This is a genomic window from Pelagerythrobacter marinus (assembly GCF_009827515.1).
In the GTDB taxonomy this organism is placed as follows: domain Bacteria; phylum Pseudomonadota; class Alphaproteobacteria; order Sphingomonadales; family Sphingomonadaceae; genus Pelagerythrobacter; species Pelagerythrobacter marinus.
In genome coordinates, this window is the sequence record NZ_WTYO01000002.1 from 221,695 (window position 1) to 239,547 (window position 17,853).

The window sequence follows — 17,853 nt, forward strand, 5'->3', positions numbered from 1 at the left end:
AGTCGTCCGGTCATGGATGGGACGTGTCACGCCCGGATAGGCGTCACACGCCTTCGTAGAGATCGCAGGTCGCGCGCGGGGTCGGTTGCGCGGGATCGCGCTGGTACACCTGCGTCAGGTCGCGGTTGTCGCGCACGTTGAAGGCCGCGGTCGCGTGCAGCGTCTCGGCGTGGGTGAAGGCGGTCGAGATCAGCGGCTGATATTCGTAGGCGACTTCGACGAACATCACCGCCTCGCCCTTGAACGCGATGATCTCCTCCCCCGGCGGCCCCATGCCCGTTATCCCCTGCGCCAGCCCGTCGCCTTCCTCGCCGTAGCTGGAGTGGTGGGCCATTTCGCCCTTGCACCGCTGCCAGTGGATATATTGCTGGTCCTCGGTATCGGGCACGACCTCGAGGCTGGAGAGGATCACCCGCCCGTGGGTGTAGAGATCGAAGTTGCGCCCGGCCTGGACATGCGCGCCGTACAGCACGTCGTTGATGTCGCTTTCATACAGCTTCGTTTCGCCCAGGAGCGAGTTTTCACCGACGCGCGAAGCGTTGTCGGCGACGAGGATCGCGACCTGGCTCAGCCGCATCTGCATGACCGCGCGGTGCGCCGATTCCACGCCCCAGAGGCCCGCCATCATCAGTAGCGGCGCGGCCAGCGCGAACTCGGTCACCGCGGCGCCCGAGACCGATCGCGCGAGCCGCGAAAGGAACGTGCGGGCGCGGGTCACAGGCATTGTCTCACCGTCGCCGAGACGACCTGGTCGGAATAGGGCTGGTTGCGCAGCAGCGTCGTCGCCTGGGTCGTGAACGTGTCCGGCAAGCCGACGAAGGCCGTGACCCCGAAGGCGCGCTTGTAGCTGACGCTGACGACGTAGAGCACCGCGTCGCGCGCGCCGCCGAAGCCGTCGGTTCCGCGGTCGCGGTCCCAGGTGCCGTTGTCGTTCGCGTCCTCGAACGGTTCGCCGTCGTTGCAGGTGCCGTTGCCGTCGATGTCGCTGAAATCCTCCGGCTGGCCGACCTCGGAGAAAGTGGCGTAGGCCTTGCGCGAGAACGATATCCGCGCGCTCGGCACGATCTGGCGGACCGCGCGGGCAACGCGGGCGTCGATCTTCGATTCCTGCCCGGCCGCGCCCTCGATCGTCGCGTCGCGGGCGGCCTGCTGCACCGCGCCCTGCAGCTGCGACTGGATGTAGTAGTTGTACCCCATGTCGAACATGCCGAGCAGCAGCAGGAGGAGCAGCGGCGCGACGAGCGCGAACTCGACCAGCGTCGCCCCTCGGCGGTCGCGGAGAAGGGGAAGGCGGCGCATCACTTGCTCACCCGCAGGTCGCTGATGCTGTCGGCGATCGTCGCGAACGACGCGTTCAGCTCGGCCGCGTCGGCGGCCTCGAAGTAGTGCCCCTCGCCGGCGCACTGGCGCATGACGTCGGTCAGCTCGGTCCCGAAACCGATCAGCCAGACGGTGATGTTGCGCCGGCGCACTTCGCCGCAGGTGAAGAGGAAGCGCTGCTCTATCGTCTCGGCCAGCGACATCGGGGAGCCGGGCGTCCAGCGCCGGCCGTCGAGCGGTTCGACGCCGTAGCTGGAATAGGCGACGTCGAGCGGCGCCGTCTCCCCGTCGGTCAGGAAGATCAGGTGCCGGCTCGTTTGCGAACCGCCGCGATCGGCGTTCTCTTCCGCGAACAGGCCGGTTGGCGAGATCAGCCGGCCGCCCCAGATCATCCCGATGTCGTGGTAGGTATTCCCCTGGGGGTGCAGCGTGGCGAGATAGGCGCCAAGCTCGTCGGCCGACATCGTCGCCAGCTTGCGCGCCGGGGGCGGGCAGGGGGCCGAGTTCAGCTCCACGGGGGAGGCATAGTTGGCCGTCGTGGTCGAGCTTTCCTGCTGGAAATCGCCCGAACCGTCCCAGTTGATCGCGCGGATGAAGACCCGTTCCGGGTACATCGGCCGCCACTTCGACGAATCGAACCGGAGCGAGGTGGAACCGCCCTCGTCGTCGCCCTCGTCATCGTCGTCGTCATCATCGTCGTCGTCATCGTCGTCACCGCCGCCCGAGCCGCCGCCGAAGGTCAGGAGCGAGCGCAGCAGGCCGCCGTTGCGATGGCGGGGATCGCTTCCGGGCACGAGGTCGATATCGAGGTCCAGCGCCCGGTCGAGATCGACATTGTCGAAATCGTCGATCTCGTATGTGCTGCGTTCCTCCACGCAGCCATTGGCCTCGGCCCGCCAGTCGCTGACGTCGAACAGGTACTGGGCATATTTCCAGCGTTCCTCGTTCCGCAGCGCGGGCTCGACGATCTCGTCGTAGCGGTCGACGTAGTCGGTATAGGCGATCTCCACGACCGAGCATTGCCGGCCGGTGAGCCGCGCCTCGTATGCCGAGCCGTTCCGGGTCCGCTCGATCGTCGTGATCGTGCGCGTGCCCGGCGGAACGAGGACGACTTCCGAGCGCGAGCTGACCTCCCGCTCCGACTTCACCACGGTATTCGCCGGGCGGGACGAGCAGTGATAACCGTTGATCTCGTTGAAATCGGCGGGATAGCTTTCGACGGTGGTCTCGTTCCGCGTGCCGGAGACCGGCGCGGCATCGGTATAGCGGGTCTGCTGGAACTCGACCTCGACGGTGCGCGCCTTGCGCGACTGGTAGCCCCATTCTTCCACCACCCATTCGTCCTTCAGCAGGTGGAGGACGTTGACGTTGGTGGAGTAGGGCACGAAGCCGTATCGGACCGGGGCGCCCGCCTGCGCCGCGGCGTCGAGCTGGGCGTGGAACGACATCACCGTTTCCTTCAGCACGTCGATCCGCGGCATGCTGTCGCCCGGGTTGGTGCGCCCCATCGATCCGGTGACGTCGAGCACCATCATCACGTCGGTGCTGGGGAAGTTGATCTGGGCCTGGCATTCCACCCGGATGGGCACGCGCGCGAAACCGAAGACCTGCATGATCGTGGTCGGGACATCGACCGTCGCCAGGCCGGAGATGGCGTAGTCTTCCTCCAGCGTCATCACGAACGAGCGGCTCTCGGTGCCATAAGACCCGTCGCGGAAATTGATGTTGAAGAAACGCTGCCCGGTATCGGCCACGTCTTCGGAGATTTCCCCCGTCGCCGCGGCCTGGGAGCCGAGGCGCTTGCGCGCGGCGAGCACGCCGGCATCGCAGGCCTGCTGCAGCCGGCTCTGCGCGAGGTAGGAGCGGCCCATGTCGATCCCGCCGCCGACCATGGCGAGGATCGGCGCCAGCGCCGCGGCGATGATCGCCAGCGTGTTGCCCGACCTGTCGCGGGCCAGCCGCGGCAGGCGAAGGGCACGCGCGCCTTTCGTGATGACATGGTTTACCACGGTTTCGCGATAGGCCCATTTGCGTAAGCCCATCGCGAATTTACATGGTTACAGCGGCTTGATCGAAAGATGCGTCAGCAGCGGTTGACGGGCGCCTGGGGGTCGGGATTGAAGATGCCCGAAAGGTCGCGATCGTCGCGCACGTACATCGCGGCGGTCTTGTAGATCGTCGCTTCGGGCAGGAGATCGCCGAACACGACCGGCTGGTAGTCGTAGAAGACTTCCGCATACATGATCGCGAAGTTCTCCTCCGCCTGGACCTGCCGCGTGCCGCGGCCCATGCCGGGAAAGCCGGTGCCGGCGCTGCCGGTCCCTTCCGGCCCGTATTTCGACGGGTAGGTCTTGCTTCCTCCGCAGCGCTGCCAGTGGATCCACTGGCCGCCATCGCCGTTCACCTCGAGGCTGGAGAGGATCACGCGGCCGTTTGCCTCCAGGTCGAGATCGCCGGCCTGGAGATAGGCGGCCCGGATCGATTCGTTGGCATCGAGCTCGCGGAAGCGGGGATTGCCGCCGACCACTTCCTGTTTCGCGCGCGATGCGTTGTCGGCGAGCGAGATCGCGAGCTGGTTCACCCGCAGGTGCGCGGTGGTGTAATTGATCAGCTCCAGCCCGCCGAAGCCGAGCGTGATCATGATCGGCAGGGAATAGGCGAATTCGATCAGCGCCACGCCCTCGCGCGCACGCACCAGGGCGGCGAAACGGTGGCGGAGGCGGAGGAGGGCGCGCTTCACGGGCATATCCGCACCGAACGCCGGGTTGCCTGCTGGCCGAAGGGCTGGTTGCGCATCACGGTCGTCGCCTGCGCCACGCCGCGATGGGGAAGGTCGAGCATGCGCCAGAACGGCAGCAGCCGGTCGTACGTCACCGTCACTTCGTACTGGACGACGTCGTCCGCCCCGCCGAGCCCGTCCGCGCCGACGTCCGGGTCCCACTGCCCGTTGTTGTTGCGATCGGTGAAGCACTCGTTGTCGTCGTATGCGCCGCTGCCGTTCATGTCGTCGAAGTCCTCCGGCACGTCCACGTCGCTGAACGTCTCGTAGTTCTGTCGCTCGATCGCGATATCGTCGTCATCGAGGTAGGGCATGACGGCCTTGATGCGTTCCCTGACGTCGGCGTCGATCGCCGCCTGGCCGACGCGCCCGCTTTCCAGGCCCGCGTCGCGCCCGGCATTCTGCACCGTGCCCTGCAGGACGGACTGCATGTAGAGCCCGTGCCCCAGGTCGAGGATGCCGAAGATGAACACCAGCAGGACCGGCGCGACGATCGCGAACTCGATGATCGTCACGCCCTCGCGGTCGCGCCGCAGCCTGGCGAACGCGGCCCGCATCACTGGCCCAGCCTCAGGTCTGCCACCTGCGAGGCGATGTAGCGGAAGGTCGCGCGCAGCTCGGTGACGTCGCTGGAAAAGTACGCGCGGTGCCCGGTGGCGCAGGCGCGCATCTCGTCGGTCAGGCTGGCGCCGAAACCGATCACCCAGACGGTGTAGCCTTCGTCCTTGATCGCGTTGCAGGCGGCGACGAAGCGCGCGTCGTGATAGTCGGCCAGATCGTCGCCGTCGGTGTAGCGCGGCGCGACGCGGTTCTCGTACTTCTCGATCCCGTAGGCGGAATAGCCGCTGACGGACGGCTCCATCTTGCCGTCGGTCATGAAGATGATGTGGCGGCTGACCGAACGATCGGGCTCGTCGTTGACGGTCGATGCGAAGATGCCGCTCGGGCTCGCCAGGCGCCCGCCCCAGATCATGCCGATATCGTGGTAGGTATTGCCGACCGGATCGAGGTCGTCGAGGTAGTCCTCCAGCCATTCCGGAACCTCGTCCGGCGTCAGGTCCACTTCCTGGAACAGGCGCATCGGTGCCGGGCAGCGGTTCGAGGTGTGGCTGATGGTCGTGTTCGAATTGACGCCGTTGTAATAGTTGTTGCGATAGAAGACCGCCGGCGCGAAGTGCGGCTTCCACCGGGTGGCGTCGCTGTCGGGCGCGCTGTTGATGTCGAGGTCGTAGGCGCCGCCGGGCACCGGGTCCATGTCGGCATCGACCACGGTGTCGCGTTCCATGATGCACCCGCCCCAGGTGTAGGACGTCGTGTAGATCCCGCTGGTATCCTCCATCTCGGCCAGGGTCCGCAGGTCGTAGAGGCCGGAGGTCGGCACGTAGGCATCGTCGGAGATCCAGGTCGCCAGCTCGACCGACCCGAACGATGTCAGGTCGGCAACGTCGAGCTCCACTTCCTCGTAGCGCCACTTGTCGCCATCGCTGACATAGACCTGGCGGTAGGAATCAACCGTCACCGTTTCTTTCAGGCGGCGGCAAGGTTTACGGCCCCGGCCGTAGCCCTCATAGTGGACGGTCACGGTGCGGCCGGGCGGGCTTCCGTATTGCTCGGGGTTGTTGCCGTAATTGTCCTGGTACTCGTCGCAGCGATTGCGCGACAGTTTCCCGCCGCTTTCGACCTCGCGGTCGGTCTCGCTTCGATTGGGCAGCCAGGCCGCCTCGGTGAAACGGCCCCGCCGCGACTGGTAGATCGCCGTGTCGGCGATATAGTCCGCCGGCATGGCCCCGCTCGTCAGCAGGTCGCGGGCGTTCACCGTCATGCTGTAGGGGACGAAGCCGTAGCGTACGCGAACGTCGTCGTCGTTGACCGAAGAGGCGATCGTCTTGTGGAAATCCTCCACCGCGTCGCGCAGCCCGTCGATCTTGGAGCCGGACATCGAACCGGTCGTGTCGAGCACGAACATGATGTCCGAATTGGTGATCTGCAGTTCGGCCATGCAATCGACCGAGAACGACAGCTCGGTCTTGCCGAAGATCTTCATCAGCACCGTCGGGATGCGCGCGCTGGCGGTGCCGGTGACGTCGCCGTCGCTGCCCGCCGCGGTCTCGAACTTGATGAGGTCGGCGTCGATGATCTCCGATTCGAAGTTCGCGTTGAACATCGTGCGCGCCTTGGCCCGCTCGCCCGTCTCGTACTCGCCGCTCTTGGCCATCGCCCGCCGGCCGGCCAGCACGCCGGCATCGCAGGCGTTCTGCAGCTGGGTCTTGGCCAGGTAGCCGCGGCTGGCATCGACGCCGCCGCCGACGATCGCGATCAGGGGAATCAGCGAGGCAGCAAAGATCGGCAGGGTATTGCCCCGTCGGTCGCGCCCCAGCGCGCGAAGCGGATTAACCGTGATCATAGCCTGGCCGAATTCCGTGGTTTCCTCGTCGATCGCTTTAGGAAGCCAGCCTTAAGAAACTCCAAATGAGGGCAGGGCGAGCGCGGGCGTGGCCGGGGGCGGATCGCGATGCTATCGCCGGGCGCGACCATGCTCGACGATCTCCTGCCCCTGCCGCAACGCCTGGCGGTGAACTACGCGCCGGCGCGCCGGCGCACGGCCACCGCGGCCATGCTCGCGCTCGATGCGCGGCTCGGCGAGCTGCTGGCACGGGCGAGCGAACCGCTGCTGGCGCAGATGCGCCTCGCCTGGTGGCGCGACGAGCTGGGCAAGCCCGCTGCCGACCGGCCGCGCGGCGACCCGGTGCTCGACGCGATCGGCGCTTCGTGGAACGGCGAGGAAGACGCGCTGAAAGGCCTGGTGGACGGGTGGGAACAGCTCGTGGCCGAACCCCCGCTGGACGACGCGGCGCTCGAGGTTTTCGTGGCGGCGCGCGCCGGGGCCTTCGCGGCGCTCGCGCGGCTTGCCGCCCATGGCGCGGCGGCCGACGATGCACGGGCCGCGGGCCGCCTCTGGGCCCTGGCCGATTTCGCCGCGAACGCGAGCGACCCGCGCGAGCATTCCGGCGCGATCGAGCGTGCCCGCGATGCTGCGGGGCCGGTGCCCGCGATGCCGCGCGCACTGCGCCCGCTGGCGGTGCTGGCGGGCCTGGGGCACCGCGCGGTGGCACGGGGCGGGGGCAAGCTGGTCGCGGGCCGCGCGGATATCCTCGTCGCCATGCGGCTTGGCATGTTCGGCCGCTAGGCTATGGTGCCCCCGGCAGAGGGGGTTAACCATGCAACGTGTCGTGCTCTCGGCGATCGCCACGCTCGCGCTGGTCGGGCTGGGCCTGTTCTGGTGGCAGGGCAGGGCGGAAGTCGAGCGGGGCGCCCCTCCGCCGCTGGTCGAGGAGACGGGCGAGCCGGAGACCGAAGCCCTGCCCGAGATCGATCCGGGCGACATGATCGGCCCCGAGCCGCCCGAGGCGACCGAGCTCACCCGCGAAGAGCGCCGTTTCTTCCGCTACGATCGCAACCGCGACCGCAGGATCACGCGAACCGAGATGCTGTCCACGCGAACCGACGCCTTTCGCAAGCTCGACGTCGACGGGAACAACCTGCTGACGTTCGAGGAATGGGCCGTCACCACCTCGCGCCGGTTCGAGGGCGCCGATGCCGACGGCAATGGCGAGCTGACCCCGGCCGAATTCGCCACGACCGCGCCGAAACGGCGCAAGAAGCCGGCCTGTCGTTGCTGAAGCGCAGCCCGCGCGGCGCTATGCCGGCAGCGCTTCGAGCGTTTCCATCCAAGTGCCGAAATCGGCCTTGGCGCGGGTGGTATAGGCTTCCTTGCGCGATTTCTTCTTCACGTCGTGAAGCGGCGGGAACAGGCCGAAGTTGACGTTCATCGGCTGGAACGTCTCGGCCTCCGCATCGCCGGTAATATGGGCGAGGAGGGCGCCCATGGCCGTGCTGCGCGGGGGCGGCGTCCAGCCCCTGCCACCCAGCTCGGCGGCGGCCATCATCCCGGCGAGGAGGCCGACCGCGGAACTTTCGACGTAGCCTTCGCAACCGGTGATCTGGCCGGCGAAACGGACGTGTTCGCCGCCGCGCAGGCGCAGCTGCCGGTCGAGCACCAGCGGCGAGTTGAGGAACGTGTTTCGGTGCAGGCCGCCGAGGCGGGCAAATTCCGCCTTCTCTAGCCCGGGGATGGTGCGGAACAGCTCGACCTGGGCGCCGTGCTTGAGCTTGGTCTGGAAGCCGACCATGTTCCACAACGTGCCGAGCTTGTTGTCCTGCCGCAGCTGCACCACGGCATGGGGCCAGCGCCCCTGCGGGAACTCGGGCGTCGTATCGCGCGGGTTGTCCAGCCCGACCGGTTTCATCGGCCCGTAGCGGAGCGTGTCCACGCCGCGGGCGGCCATGACCTCGATCGGCATGCAGCCTTCGAAGTACGGGGTGTCGGCTTCCCAGTCCTTGAACGTGGTCTTCTCGCCGTCGAGCAGGCCCTGGTGGAAGGCCAGGTACTGCTCCTTCGTCATCGGGCAGTTGATGTAGTCCTTGCCGTCGCCCTTGTTCCAGCGGCTCTGGAACCAGGCGATGTCCATGTCGATCGAATCGCGGTGGACGATCGGGGCGATCGCGTCGAAGAAGGCCAGCCGGTCCTGCCCGGTCGCGCGCACGATGCTGCCCGCCAGCGCTTCCGCCGTCAGCGGGCCGGTGGCGACGATGGTCGGCCCTTCGGCCGGCAGGGCGTCGATCCGTTCGCGCACGATCGTGACCTGGGGATGTTCGCGCAGCGTCCGTTCGACTTCGGCCGAGAAGACGTCGCGGTCCACGGCCATCGCGGAGCCGGCGGGCACGCGGGCCTTTTCCCCCGCGCGCATGACGATCGAATCGAGCCGCCGCATCTCGTGGTGCAGCAGGCCCACCGCGTTGCGTTCGTCGTCGTCGGAGCGGAAGCTGTTCGAACACACGAGCTCGGCCAGCCCGTCGGTCTGGTGCGCGGGCGTCGTGCCGCCGCCTCCGCGCATTTCGGACAGGCGCACGCGGTAGCCGCGCTGCGCCAGTTGCCAGGCCGCTTCGCTTCCCGCCAGGCCGCCGCCGATAATGTGGACATCGTGGGTCATTGCGCGCGTGACCTAGTGGTTGCGCCACCCCGGGTTCAAGTCCAAGAATGGGGTTTTCGGGGGTGAACGGGACGATGGCAAGGCAGGCACTGGTCGAACACAGGCCCTGGCTGCTGGCCGCGATCGCGGCGGCGACGCTATACTACTTCGTCAGCGACTGGCAGATCGGCGGGCTCTGGCTGATCCTGCTGAAGGGGGCGGGCTGCCTGTTCCTCGCCAACTATGCGCTCGCGCGGCACGGCGGGGGCGACGCCCGTCTGCTGGCGCTCGTCATGGCGCTCGCCGCGCTGGGGGACATGCTGATCGAGCTCGATTTCCTATGGGGCGGGGCGGCGTTCTTCGCCTCGCACCTCGCGGCCATGTCGCTTTACCTGCGCAACTTGCGCGCCGATCCGGCGCCGAGCCAGAAGGGCCTGGCCGTCGCGCTGCTGGTCGCGACGCCGCTGGTGTCCTGGCTCGTCTCGGGCAGTTCCAGCATCGCCCTCTATGCGCTCGCCCTCGGCGGCATGGCCGCCTGTGCCTGGATGAGCCGGTTTCCGCGCTATCGCGTCGGGATGGGGGCGATCCTGTTCGTCGTGTCGGACTGGCTGATCTTCGCCCGTTTCGGCCCGCTGGCCGGCAGCGCGCTCCCCGACATGCTGATCTGGCCGACCTATTTCGCCGGCCAGATACTGATCGCCACCGGGGTGATCCAGACCTTGCGCGCCACGCGCTAGCCGCGCGCACGGCCCGGCCGGCCGGGCGCGGAGGGGGCGGTCATTCCCCCTCGGCCCCGTCTTCCAGGTTGTCGTCGGCCAGGTTGTCGTCGGCCAGATTGTCGTCGGAATGCAGCGTGGTCTTCGGTTCCGTCTCGACGCTGCCCCGCGCGGCCATTTCCTCGACGATCGCTTCCTCGGCCTCGGTCTCGGGCGCTTCTTCCTCGTCGAGGCGAACGGCGCTAACGATGTGCTCGCCCTCGGCGACCTTGAACAGGCGGACCCCGGCCGAACCGCGGCCGATCACGCGCAGGCTGTCGAGCCCGATGCGGATCAGCTTGGCCCGGTCGGTCACCAGCATCAGCTGGTCGCGCTGGGTCGCGTTGAAGCTCGCCACGACCGGACCGTTACGCTCGATATTGTCGATGTTGAGGATGCCCTGGCCGCCGCGGCCGATCCGGCGATACTCGTAGGCGGAAGAAAGCTTGCCGTAGCCGTTGGCGCAGACCGTCAGGATGAACTGTTCCTTCCCGGCCAGTTCCTCGAACCGTTCGGCCGGCAGCTCGCATTCGCCCTCGCGCTCGCCCTTCCACGGGGCGAAGCGCAGGTACCGTTCGCGTTCCTCTGCATCGGTGCCGACGCGGTGCAGGATCGAAAGCGAGACGACCTCGTCGCCGTCCTTCAGGTTCATCCCGCGCACACCGGTGGAGGTGCGGCTGGTGAACTCGCGCACGTCCTCCCCCGCGAAGCGGATCGCCTTGCCGTTGCGGCTGGCGAGCAGGACGTCGTCGGTCGCGTCGAGCAGGGCGACGCCGATCAGCCGGTCGTCGCTCCCTTCCTCGAACTTCATCGCGAACTTGCCGTTCGACGGGATGTTGGTGAACGCGTCCATCGAGTTGCGGCGTACGTTGCCCCGGGCCGTGGCGAAGACGACCGACAGCGCGCCCCAGCTATCCTCGTCCTCGGGCAAGGGCAGGACGGTCTGGATCGTTTCCCCGTCGTCGAGCGCAGGCAGGAGGTTGACGATCGGCCGCCCACGCGTGGCCGGGCCGCCTTCGGGCAGCTTCCAGACCTTCAGCCGATAGACCTTGCCCGCGGTGGAGAAGAACAGCACCGGGTTGTGCGTCGAGGTGACGAACATGTCCATCACCGCGTCTTCTTCCTTGGTCGCCATCCCGGCGCGGCCCTTGCCGCCGCGGGCCTGGGCGCGGAAAGTCGATAGCGGGGTGCGCTTGATATAGCCGTCGAGCGTGACCGTCACGACCATCTCGTCGCGTTCGATCAGGTCCTCGTCGTCGATCCCGTCCCAGGCGGGGGCGATCTCCGACAGGCGCGGCGTGGCGTAGAGATCGCGGATCTCCTCCAGCTCCTCGCGCATGACGGCGTAGAGCTTCTGCCGGTCGGCCAGGATCGCGAGGTACTCCTCGATCGCGATGGCCAGTTCCTTCAGCTCGTCGCCGATCTCGTCGCGCCCCAGCGCCGTCAGGCGGTGCAGCCGCAGGTCGAGAATCGCCTTCACCTGCCGTTCGGACAGGCGATAGGTGCCGCCGCGCTGTTCGGCGTCGGGCTCGATCGCCTCGACCAGGCGGATGTACTGCGCGATGTCGCCGATCGGCCATTCGCGCGCGAGCAGCTTCTCGCGCGCCTGGGCCGGGTTGGACGAACCGCGGATGATCGCCACGACTTCGTCCAGGTTGGACACCGCGACCACCAGGCCGAGCAGGATATGGGCCCGCTCGCGCGCCTTGTTCAGCTCGAACTTCGTGCGCCGGGTAATGACCTGTTCGCGAAAGGCGACGAATGCCTGGATGATGTCGCGCAGGTTGAGCACTTCGGGCCGGCCGCCGCGAATCGCGAGCATGTTGGCCGGAAAGCTCGCCTGGGCCGGCGTGTGCCGCCAGATCTGGTTCAGGACGACTTCGGCGGTCGCGTCGCGCTTCAGGTCCACGACGACGCGCACGCCCTCGCGGCTGGATTCGTCGCGGATGTCGGCGATGCCCTCGATCCGCTTGTCTTTCGCGGCCTCGGCGATCTTCTCGACCAGGTTCGACTTGCCGACCTGGTAGGGGATCGAGGTCAGCACGATCGCCTGCCGGTCCCCGCGCGAGGTTTCAACCGTGTGGCGGCACCGCATCAGGATCGATCCGCGCCCGGTCGTATAGGCCGCCTTGGCGCCCGACTGGCCAAGGATCAGCGGGGCCGTGGGGAAATCGGGCCCCGGGATGATCTCGAACAGTTCCTCGCTGCTGATGCGCGGGTTCTCGATGAAGGCCAGGCAGCCGTCGATCACCTCGCCCAGGTTGTGCGGCGGGATATTGGTCGCCATGCCGACCGCGATCCCGCCTGCGCCGTTGACCAGCAGGTTGGGGAAGCGCGCGGGCAGGACGGTCGGCTCGCTTCGCGAACCGTCGTAGTTCTCGGCGAAATCGACCGTGTCCTTGTCGAGATCGTCGAGCAGGCTGTTGGCGACTTTCGCCAGCCGCGCCTCGGTATACCGCATTGAGGCCGGCGGATCCGGGTCCATCGAACCGAAGTTGCCCTGGCCGTCGATCAGCGGGACCCGCATCGACCAGCTCTGCGTCATCCGGGCCAGGGCCTCGTAGATCGCGCTGTCGCCGTGCGGGTGGTAGTTACCCATCACGTCGCCGACGATCTTGGCGCTCTTGCGATAGGGCCGGCCGGCGACGAACCCGCCTTCCTGGCTGGAGAACAGGATCCGGCGATGGACGGGCTTCAGGCCGTCGCGCACGTCGGGCAGCGCGCGGCTGACGATCACGCTCATCGCGTAATCGAGATAGCTCGTCTTCATCTCGTCGACGATGTCGACGCGGTCGAAGTCACCGGCGGGCGCCGGGGGGGCAAGGGTATCGCTATCGTCGCTCAACGGACTTCTTTTCTTTTTCGTTCTGTGGTCTGGAACTTGTGCGGGTCAGCCTAGGCGAGAGCGCGGGGCAGCACCACCGGGATACTGCCCAGATGGGGTCTGGCGCGCGGTTTTTCCACATTTCCGCACGGGCTTGCGCCTCGCCTGCGCGCGGGGGCCATTCAATGGCGGTTCAGCAGCCTTGCCCTAGAAGGAATTGCAATGGCCGCTTCGAGGCGGCACTAGCGCGCATGCAACGCGTTTCTTCAGCCTGAATGGCAGAATTCATCCAAATGGGAGATACCCTGATGCAGTCTTTCGTCCGCAACCCGAACGCGCGCCGCATGCGCATCGGTTCGCATTTCGCCCTTGCCCTCGCGCTGGTTGCCGGCGGCGTTGTCGGCGCCACGGCGCTGGAGGCGCCGGCTGCCGCGCAGAAGAAGAAAGACAACGGCAAGCCGAACTATACCAAGGGCTTCATCGAAGCCTACCAGCCGCTGGCCAAGCGGATCGAGGCGCAGGAAGACCCGGCCGCGCTGAAGGCCGAGATTCCCACGATCACCGCGGCGGTCGAGTCGGAAGACGACAAGTTCGTCGCCGGCCAGGCGATCTACACGATCGGCACCCGCGCCAAGGACACGGCGCTCCAGCGCCAGGGCCTCGACATGATGCTCGAAAGCGGCAAGGTCGGCGCCGAGAACCTGGGCCTCAGCCTCTTCGCGTCGGGCCAGCTGGCCTATAACGCGGAAGACTACGCCAAGGCGCGCGAGCGCTTCGAGGAAGCGGCAGCCGCCGGCTACGACGACCCGGCCCTGCAGGGCCTGATGGCGGAATCGTACTTCGCCGAGGAAAACTACGACGCCGGGCTCGCGACGCTGAAGCAGGCGATCTCGACGCGGCACGAGGCCGGCCAGACGGTCGAGGAAGACTGGATCAAGCGCGGCTTCGCCATCGCCTACAACAACCAGCTGGCCGAACATGCCGCCGATTTCGCCGAGATCTACCTCCGGCATTACCCGTCGGCGAACGTCTGGGGCGACGCGATCGCGGTCCAGCGCAGCTTCTTCGAATACGACGACCAGGAACTGCTCGACCTGATGCGCCTTTCGGACCGCACCGGCAGCCTGCGTTCGGAACGCGACTACGTGGATTACATCTCCGCTGCCGACGCCCGCCGCCTGCCGGCCGAAGTCGGGCGGGTGGTCGAAGCAGGCCTGGCGGCCAACATGCTGAACCCGGGCGACGTCCTGGTGACCGAGGCCAAGGCCACCGCGCAGGCGCAGGCCGGGCCCGCCCGGGCCGACGTGGCGCAGCTGGCGCAGGATGCGCGCGGTTCGGGCGCGACCGCTCTCGATGCCGCGGCGGCCGGCGACATGTATCTCAACTTCGGCGATACCGCCGAAGCGATCGAGATGTACGAACTGGCGCTGACGCGGCCGGGTGTCGATCGCGGGCGCGTCCTGATCCGTCTCGGCATCGCCCAGGCCGACCAGGGCCAGTACGCCGAGGCGAAGGCGAACTTCGACAAGGTCGAGGGCGAGCGCGCGATGATCGCCGATCTCTGGTCGATCTATGCCGAGCAGCAGATGTCGGCAGGCGCCACGGCGCAGTAAGCGTCTCGCCCCTGCAGAAGGAAAGGGCGCGGGGACTTCGGTCCTCGCGCCCTTTTGCATCGGATGTGCGCCTGACTGGCGCGGGAAGCCGGCGCGGCGCCGGCCCCCGTTCAGCGCAGCCGCTTGATCCAGATCTGGTCGTTCTCGCGCCGTTCGATCGCGAAATTCGGGATCGCCTCGACCAGGTCGATCAGCCGGGCATAGCCGTAGTTGCGCGTGTCGAAGCTGGAGCGGTTGCCCGCGCGCTGGCCGACTTCGGAAAGCTTCGCGAACCCCTTCTGGTCGCGCTTGCTGGCGTTGTAGGCTTCGAACAGCAGGTGCAGCATGTCGTCGTCCAGCGTGCCCTTGCCGCCATCGTTGCCGCCATTGGCGCGTTCTTCCTTTTCGGCGCGGATCAGCGCGTCGACATCGATGAAGCGGGTGCAGGCCTGGCGGAAACCCTCGGGCGTCTTCGCGCTGCCGAAGCCATAGACGGGATAGCCGTCCTGGCGGATGCGCATGGCGAGCGGCATGAAGTCGCTGTCGCTCGACATGATGCCGAAACCATGCACGCGCCCGCGATACATCATGTCCATCGCGTCGATGGTCATCTTCATGTCGGTCGCGTTCTTGCCCCGCGTCAGGTCGAACTGCTGCTGCGGCTCGATCCCGTAACGGTGGACGAGATCCGCCCAGCTCTTGAGCGCCGGCTTGCGCCAGTTGCCGTAAGCGCGGCGGATGTTCACCTGGCCCAGTTCGGCAAGCACGGTCAGGACCGGGTCGATCCCGGCCGGGCTGGCATTGTCGGAATCGATCAGGAGGGCGATGTTTCGGTGCTGTAGCTCGTCGGACATGCGCGACTAGATGGCCGTCCGCGGGCGGGGGCGCAAGCGGTTTAGGCGGCCGGGCTGAACTCTCCGCTATCCTCGTCCAGCAGGTGCAGCACGCCGTCGGAAATCGCGAAGAAGGCGCCGTGCAGCTTCAGCGCGCCGGCCCCTTCCTTTTCCTGCACGCAGGGGAACGTGCGCAGGTTCGCGAGGCTCACTTTCACAGCCGCCAGTTCCATCGCGCGCTCCGCCTCGCGGCTTTCGGTGCCGAGGCTGGCCGCGATCGGGGCGCGGGCCTCGTCCAGCATGGATATCCAGTTGGCGACGAAGCCGCCCTGGCCCGGGTCGTTGCCGTGCAGGTCCTGCGTCAGCGCGGCCTTGCACCCGCCGCACAGGCCATGGCCCATGACGACGACTTCGCGCACTTTCAGGAACTGGACCGCGAATTCGAGTGCGGCGGAAACGCCGTGGTGCCCCGGGGTCGTCTCGAACGGCGGGACCATCGCGGCGACGTTGCGCACGACGAAGATCTCGCCCGGATCGGCGTCGAAGATCTGCGTGGGATCGACCCGGCTGTCGGAACAGGCGATGACCATCACCTGCGGCGACTGTCCCTCGGCCAGTTCGCTCCAGCGTTCGCGCTGCGAGATCCAGGCGCCGCTGCGAAACTTGCGATATCCATCGATAAGGTCGTCGAAGCTTTTCATGGGCTTCCCAATGCCTTGTCGGGAAAGGGCTGGCAAGACGGCATGTCGCGGACTAGATGGGCCGGCATGAACGACCTTTCCGCCGCACCCGCACCCGACGCGCCCCGGCCGGAGCGCCAGCGCAAGCCCGACTGGATCCGGGTCAAGGCCCCGATCAGCAGGGGGTATCACGAAACGCGCCAGCTGATGCGCGAGCTGAACCTCAACACCGTGTGCGAGGAAGCGGCCTGCCCCAATATCGGCGAGTGCTGGACCAAGAAGCATGCCACGGTGATGATCCTGGGCGACGTCTGCACCCGCGCCTGCGCTTTCTGCAACGTCAAGACCGGGATGCCGCGGATGGTCGATCCGATGGAACCGGAAAACGTCGCCATCGCGGCCGGCAAGATGGGCCTGCAGCACATCGTCATCACCAGCGTCGACCGCGACGACCTGCCCGACGGCGGGGCGGGGCAGTTCGTCAAGGTGATCAAGGCGCTGCGGCGCGAGACGCCCGAGACGACGATCGAGATCCTGACCCCGGATTTCCGCAACAAGATGCGCCCCGCGATCGAGGCGATCTGCGAGGCCGGGCCCGACGTCTTCAACCACAACCTGGAGACCGTTCCGCGCCTCTATCCGACGATCCGGCCCGGCGCGCGCTATTACGCCTCGCTGCGCCTGCTGGAAGAAGTGAAGGCGCACGACCCGCTGATCTTCACCAAGTCGGGCATCATGCTCGGCCTCGGGGAGCAGCGGCTGGAGGTGCACCAGGTGATGGACGACATGCGCAGCGCCGATGTCGATTTCATCACCATGGGCCAGTATCTCCAGCCCACGCCGCGCCATGCCAGGGTGGAGGATTTCGTCACGCCCAAGGCCTTTGCCGCCTTCGGTTCGATTGCCCGGGCCAAGGGCTTCCTCCAGGTCGCGTCGAGCCCGCTGACCCGTTCGAGCTACCACGCCGGCGACGATTTCGCCGAGATGAAAGCCGCGCGCGAAGCGCGACTGGCCAAGCAGAAGGCCTGATGCCCGGAATCCGCGAAAGCCGCACCGTTCCCTATAGCGCCGAGCAGATGTTCGACCTCGTCGCGGACGTCGCCCGCTACAAGGAGTTCCTGCCCTGGGTGATTGCCACCCGCGTGCGTTCGGACAGCGAGGACGAAATGATCGCCGACATGGTCGTCGGCTTCAAGAGCTTCCGCGAAAGCTTCACCTCGCGCGTGACGAAGCGCCGGCCGGAGATGATCGACGTGGTCTACGTCGACGGGCCGCTGCGCGATCTCGACAACGAGTGGCATTTCACCGACTTGCCCGAGGGGGGGAGCCGGATCGATTTCTCGGTCCAGTTCACGTTCAAGAACCGCGTGTTCGAGGCGCTGGCCGGCCAGTACTTCGACCGCGCGTTCCGCAAGATGGTCGCCGCCTTCGAGGATCGCGCGCGCGATCTCTACGGCAGCAGCAGTTCCAGCGCGCACAGCGTCGCCTGACGGCGGATCTCCGCCCGGCCGACATTGCCGAAGCTGCGCAGCTCGCCTTCGGGATCGCCGTCCTGCCCGCGCACGACGCGGGCGAAGACGACCGTGCCCACCGGTTTCAGGTCGGTCCCGCCGTCCGGGCCGGCAACGCCGCTGATGGCGACGGCGACGTCCGCCCCGCTGCGTTCCACCGCCCCTTGCGCCATGGCCCAGACGCAGGCGATCGACACCGCGCCGAAAGTCTCGATGATCTCGCTCGAAACGCCCAGCATCTCGCGCTTCGCCTCGTTCGAGTAAGTCACGAAGCCGCGGTCGAGCACGCGCGAGGAGCCGGGCACTTCGGTCAACGCCGCCGATACCAGCCCGCCGGTGCAGCTTTCGGCCAGGGCCACGCTGCGCCCGGCCCGGGCATTTTCCTCGATCACGCGGCGGGCCAGCGTCTCGATATCGTCGGGCAGAAGCGTGTCGGACATCGTCAGCGTCCCGGTCGGAGGGCAGGCTGGGGCAGGCAAGCGTTCACGATCGTTCCTTTCGGTCTGGCCCGTTCCGCCGGCGGCCCCGG

At 67.3% G+C, this 17,853-nt stretch carries 17 protein-coding genes; 6 read left to right on the plus strand and 11 right to left on the minus strand.

All coding sequences use genetic code 11. The features are described 5' to 3' along the window. Positions 1-43: 43 nt before the first annotated feature. From GRI72_RS04925 to GRI72_RS04950, 6 genes are read right to left on the minus strand one after another with little or no spacing between them, the layout of a single operon-like run. Positions 44-724 (minus strand): TadE/TadG family type IV pilus assembly protein, encoded by a 681-nt coding sequence (locus tag GRI72_RS04925; protein WP_160732823.1) that lies wholly within the window; start codon positions 722-724, stop codon positions 44-46. Further along, positions 715-1,299, minus strand: a complete 585-nt coding sequence (locus GRI72_RS04930; RefSeq protein WP_160732824.1) for a TadE family protein — start codon at positions 1,297-1,299, stop codon at positions 715-717. The genes GRI72_RS04925 and GRI72_RS04930 overlap by 10 nt, the downstream gene beginning before the upstream one ends. Next, positions 1,299-3,362 carry a TadE/TadG family protein gene (locus tag GRI72_RS04935; RefSeq protein ID WP_160732825.1) on the minus strand — a complete coding sequence of 688 codons (2,064 nt, stop codon included), beginning with the start codon at positions 3,360-3,362 and terminating at the stop codon, positions 1,299-1,301. The genes GRI72_RS04930 and GRI72_RS04935 overlap by 1 nt, the downstream gene beginning before the upstream one ends. A gap of 41 nt (positions 3,363-3,403) precedes the next feature. After that, complete coding sequence (locus GRI72_RS04940; protein WP_160732826.1) at positions 3,404-4,060, minus strand: TadE/TadG family type IV pilus assembly protein; 657 nt, start codon at positions 4,058-4,060, stop codon at positions 3,404-3,406. Then, positions 4,057-4,656, minus strand: coding sequence for a TadE/TadG family type IV pilus assembly protein (locus tag GRI72_RS04945; protein WP_160732827.1), 600 nt, complete (start codon positions 4,654-4,656; stop codon positions 4,057-4,059). The genes GRI72_RS04940 and GRI72_RS04945 overlap by 4 nt, the downstream gene beginning before the upstream one ends. Continuing rightward, on the minus strand, positions 4,656-6,503 hold the full coding sequence (locus GRI72_RS04950; RefSeq protein WP_160732828.1) for a TadE/TadG family protein: 1,848 nt from the start codon (positions 6,501-6,503) through the stop codon (positions 4,656-4,658). The genes GRI72_RS04945 and GRI72_RS04950 overlap by 1 nt, the downstream gene beginning before the upstream one ends. Positions 6,504-6,611: 108 nt before the next feature. Between GRI72_RS04950 and GRI72_RS04955 the strand changes: the two genes are divergently transcribed. Both GRI72_RS04955 and GRI72_RS04960 read left to right on the plus strand, forming a co-directional pair. Further along, on the plus strand, positions 6,612-7,286 hold the full coding sequence (locus GRI72_RS04955) for a squalene/phytoene synthase family protein (RefSeq protein WP_160732829.1): 675 nt from the start codon (positions 6,612-6,614) through the stop codon (positions 7,284-7,286). A 31-nt stretch (positions 7,287-7,317) separates the two neighbouring features. Then, a complete protein-coding gene (locus GRI72_RS04960) occupies positions 7,318-7,779 on the plus strand; it encodes an EF-hand domain-containing protein (protein WP_160732830.1) in 462 nt (153 codons plus the stop codon). Between the two features lie 18 nt (positions 7,780-7,797). Here GRI72_RS04960 and trmFO read toward each other — a convergent pair whose 3' ends face one another. Further along, positions 7,798-9,150 carry a methylenetetrahydrofolate--tRNA-(uracil(54)-C(5))-methyltransferase (FADH(2)-oxidizing) TrmFO gene (gene trmFO, locus GRI72_RS04965; protein ID WP_160732831.1) on the minus strand — a complete coding sequence of 451 codons (1,353 nt, stop codon included), beginning with the start codon at positions 9,148-9,150 and terminating at the stop codon, positions 7,798-7,800. Between the two features lie 74 nt (positions 9,151-9,224). Here trmFO and GRI72_RS04970 point away from each other — a divergent pair, with 74 nt between their 5' ends. Next, entirely contained in the window at positions 9,225-9,866 is a 642-nt protein-coding gene (locus tag GRI72_RS04970) for a lysoplasmalogenase family protein (protein WP_160732832.1), read from the plus strand. Between the two features lie 40 nt (positions 9,867-9,906). Here the strand turns inward: GRI72_RS04970 and gyrA are convergent, their stop codons facing one another. After that, positions 9,907-12,729, minus strand: a complete 2,823-nt coding sequence (gene gyrA, locus GRI72_RS04975; protein ID WP_160732833.1) for a DNA gyrase subunit A — start codon at positions 12,727-12,729, stop codon at positions 9,907-9,909. Positions 12,730-13,016: 287 nt separating this feature from the next. Here gyrA and GRI72_RS04980 point away from each other — a divergent pair, with 287 nt between their 5' ends. Continuing rightward, a complete protein-coding gene (locus GRI72_RS04980) occupies positions 13,017-14,321 on the plus strand; it encodes a hypothetical protein (protein WP_160732834.1) in 1,305 nt (434 codons plus the stop codon). Positions 14,322-14,431: 110 nt separating this feature from the next. On the opposite strand, the gene GRI72_RS04985 is transcribed toward GRI72_RS04980, so the two are convergent. Both GRI72_RS04985 and GRI72_RS04990 read right to left on the minus strand, forming a co-directional pair. After that, the gene (locus GRI72_RS04985; protein WP_160732835.1) at positions 14,432-15,154 is read right to left on the minus strand and encodes an NYN domain-containing protein; all 723 of its coding nucleotides are present in this window, start codon (positions 15,152-15,154) and stop codon (positions 14,432-14,434) included. Between the two features lie 41 nt (positions 15,155-15,195). Continuing rightward, positions 15,196-15,834 (minus strand): carbonic anhydrase, encoded by a 639-nt coding sequence (locus tag GRI72_RS04990; RefSeq protein WP_160732836.1) that lies wholly within the window; start codon positions 15,832-15,834, stop codon positions 15,196-15,198. Positions 15,835-15,900: 66 nt separating this feature from the next. On the opposite strand from GRI72_RS04990, the gene lipA reads away from it, so the two are divergent. Further along, positions 15,901-16,842: a lipoyl synthase gene (gene lipA, locus GRI72_RS04995; protein ID WP_160732837.1), complete on the plus strand. Its 942-nt coding sequence runs from the start codon at positions 15,901-15,903 to the stop codon at positions 16,840-16,842. Further along, a complete protein-coding gene (locus GRI72_RS05000) occupies positions 16,842-17,303 on the plus strand; it encodes a type II toxin-antitoxin system RatA family toxin (RefSeq protein ID WP_160732838.1) in 462 nt (153 codons plus the stop codon). Before lipA ends, GRI72_RS05000 begins: the two co-directional genes overlap by 1 nt. Here GRI72_RS05000 and GRI72_RS05005 read toward each other — a convergent pair. After that, positions 17,264-17,764: a CinA family protein gene (locus GRI72_RS05005; RefSeq protein ID WP_160732839.1), complete on the minus strand. Its 501-nt coding sequence runs from the start codon at positions 17,762-17,764 to the stop codon at positions 17,264-17,266. The two genes, GRI72_RS05000 and GRI72_RS05005, sit on opposite strands and share 40 nt — an antisense overlap. Positions 17,765-17,853: the final 89 nt, after the last annotated feature.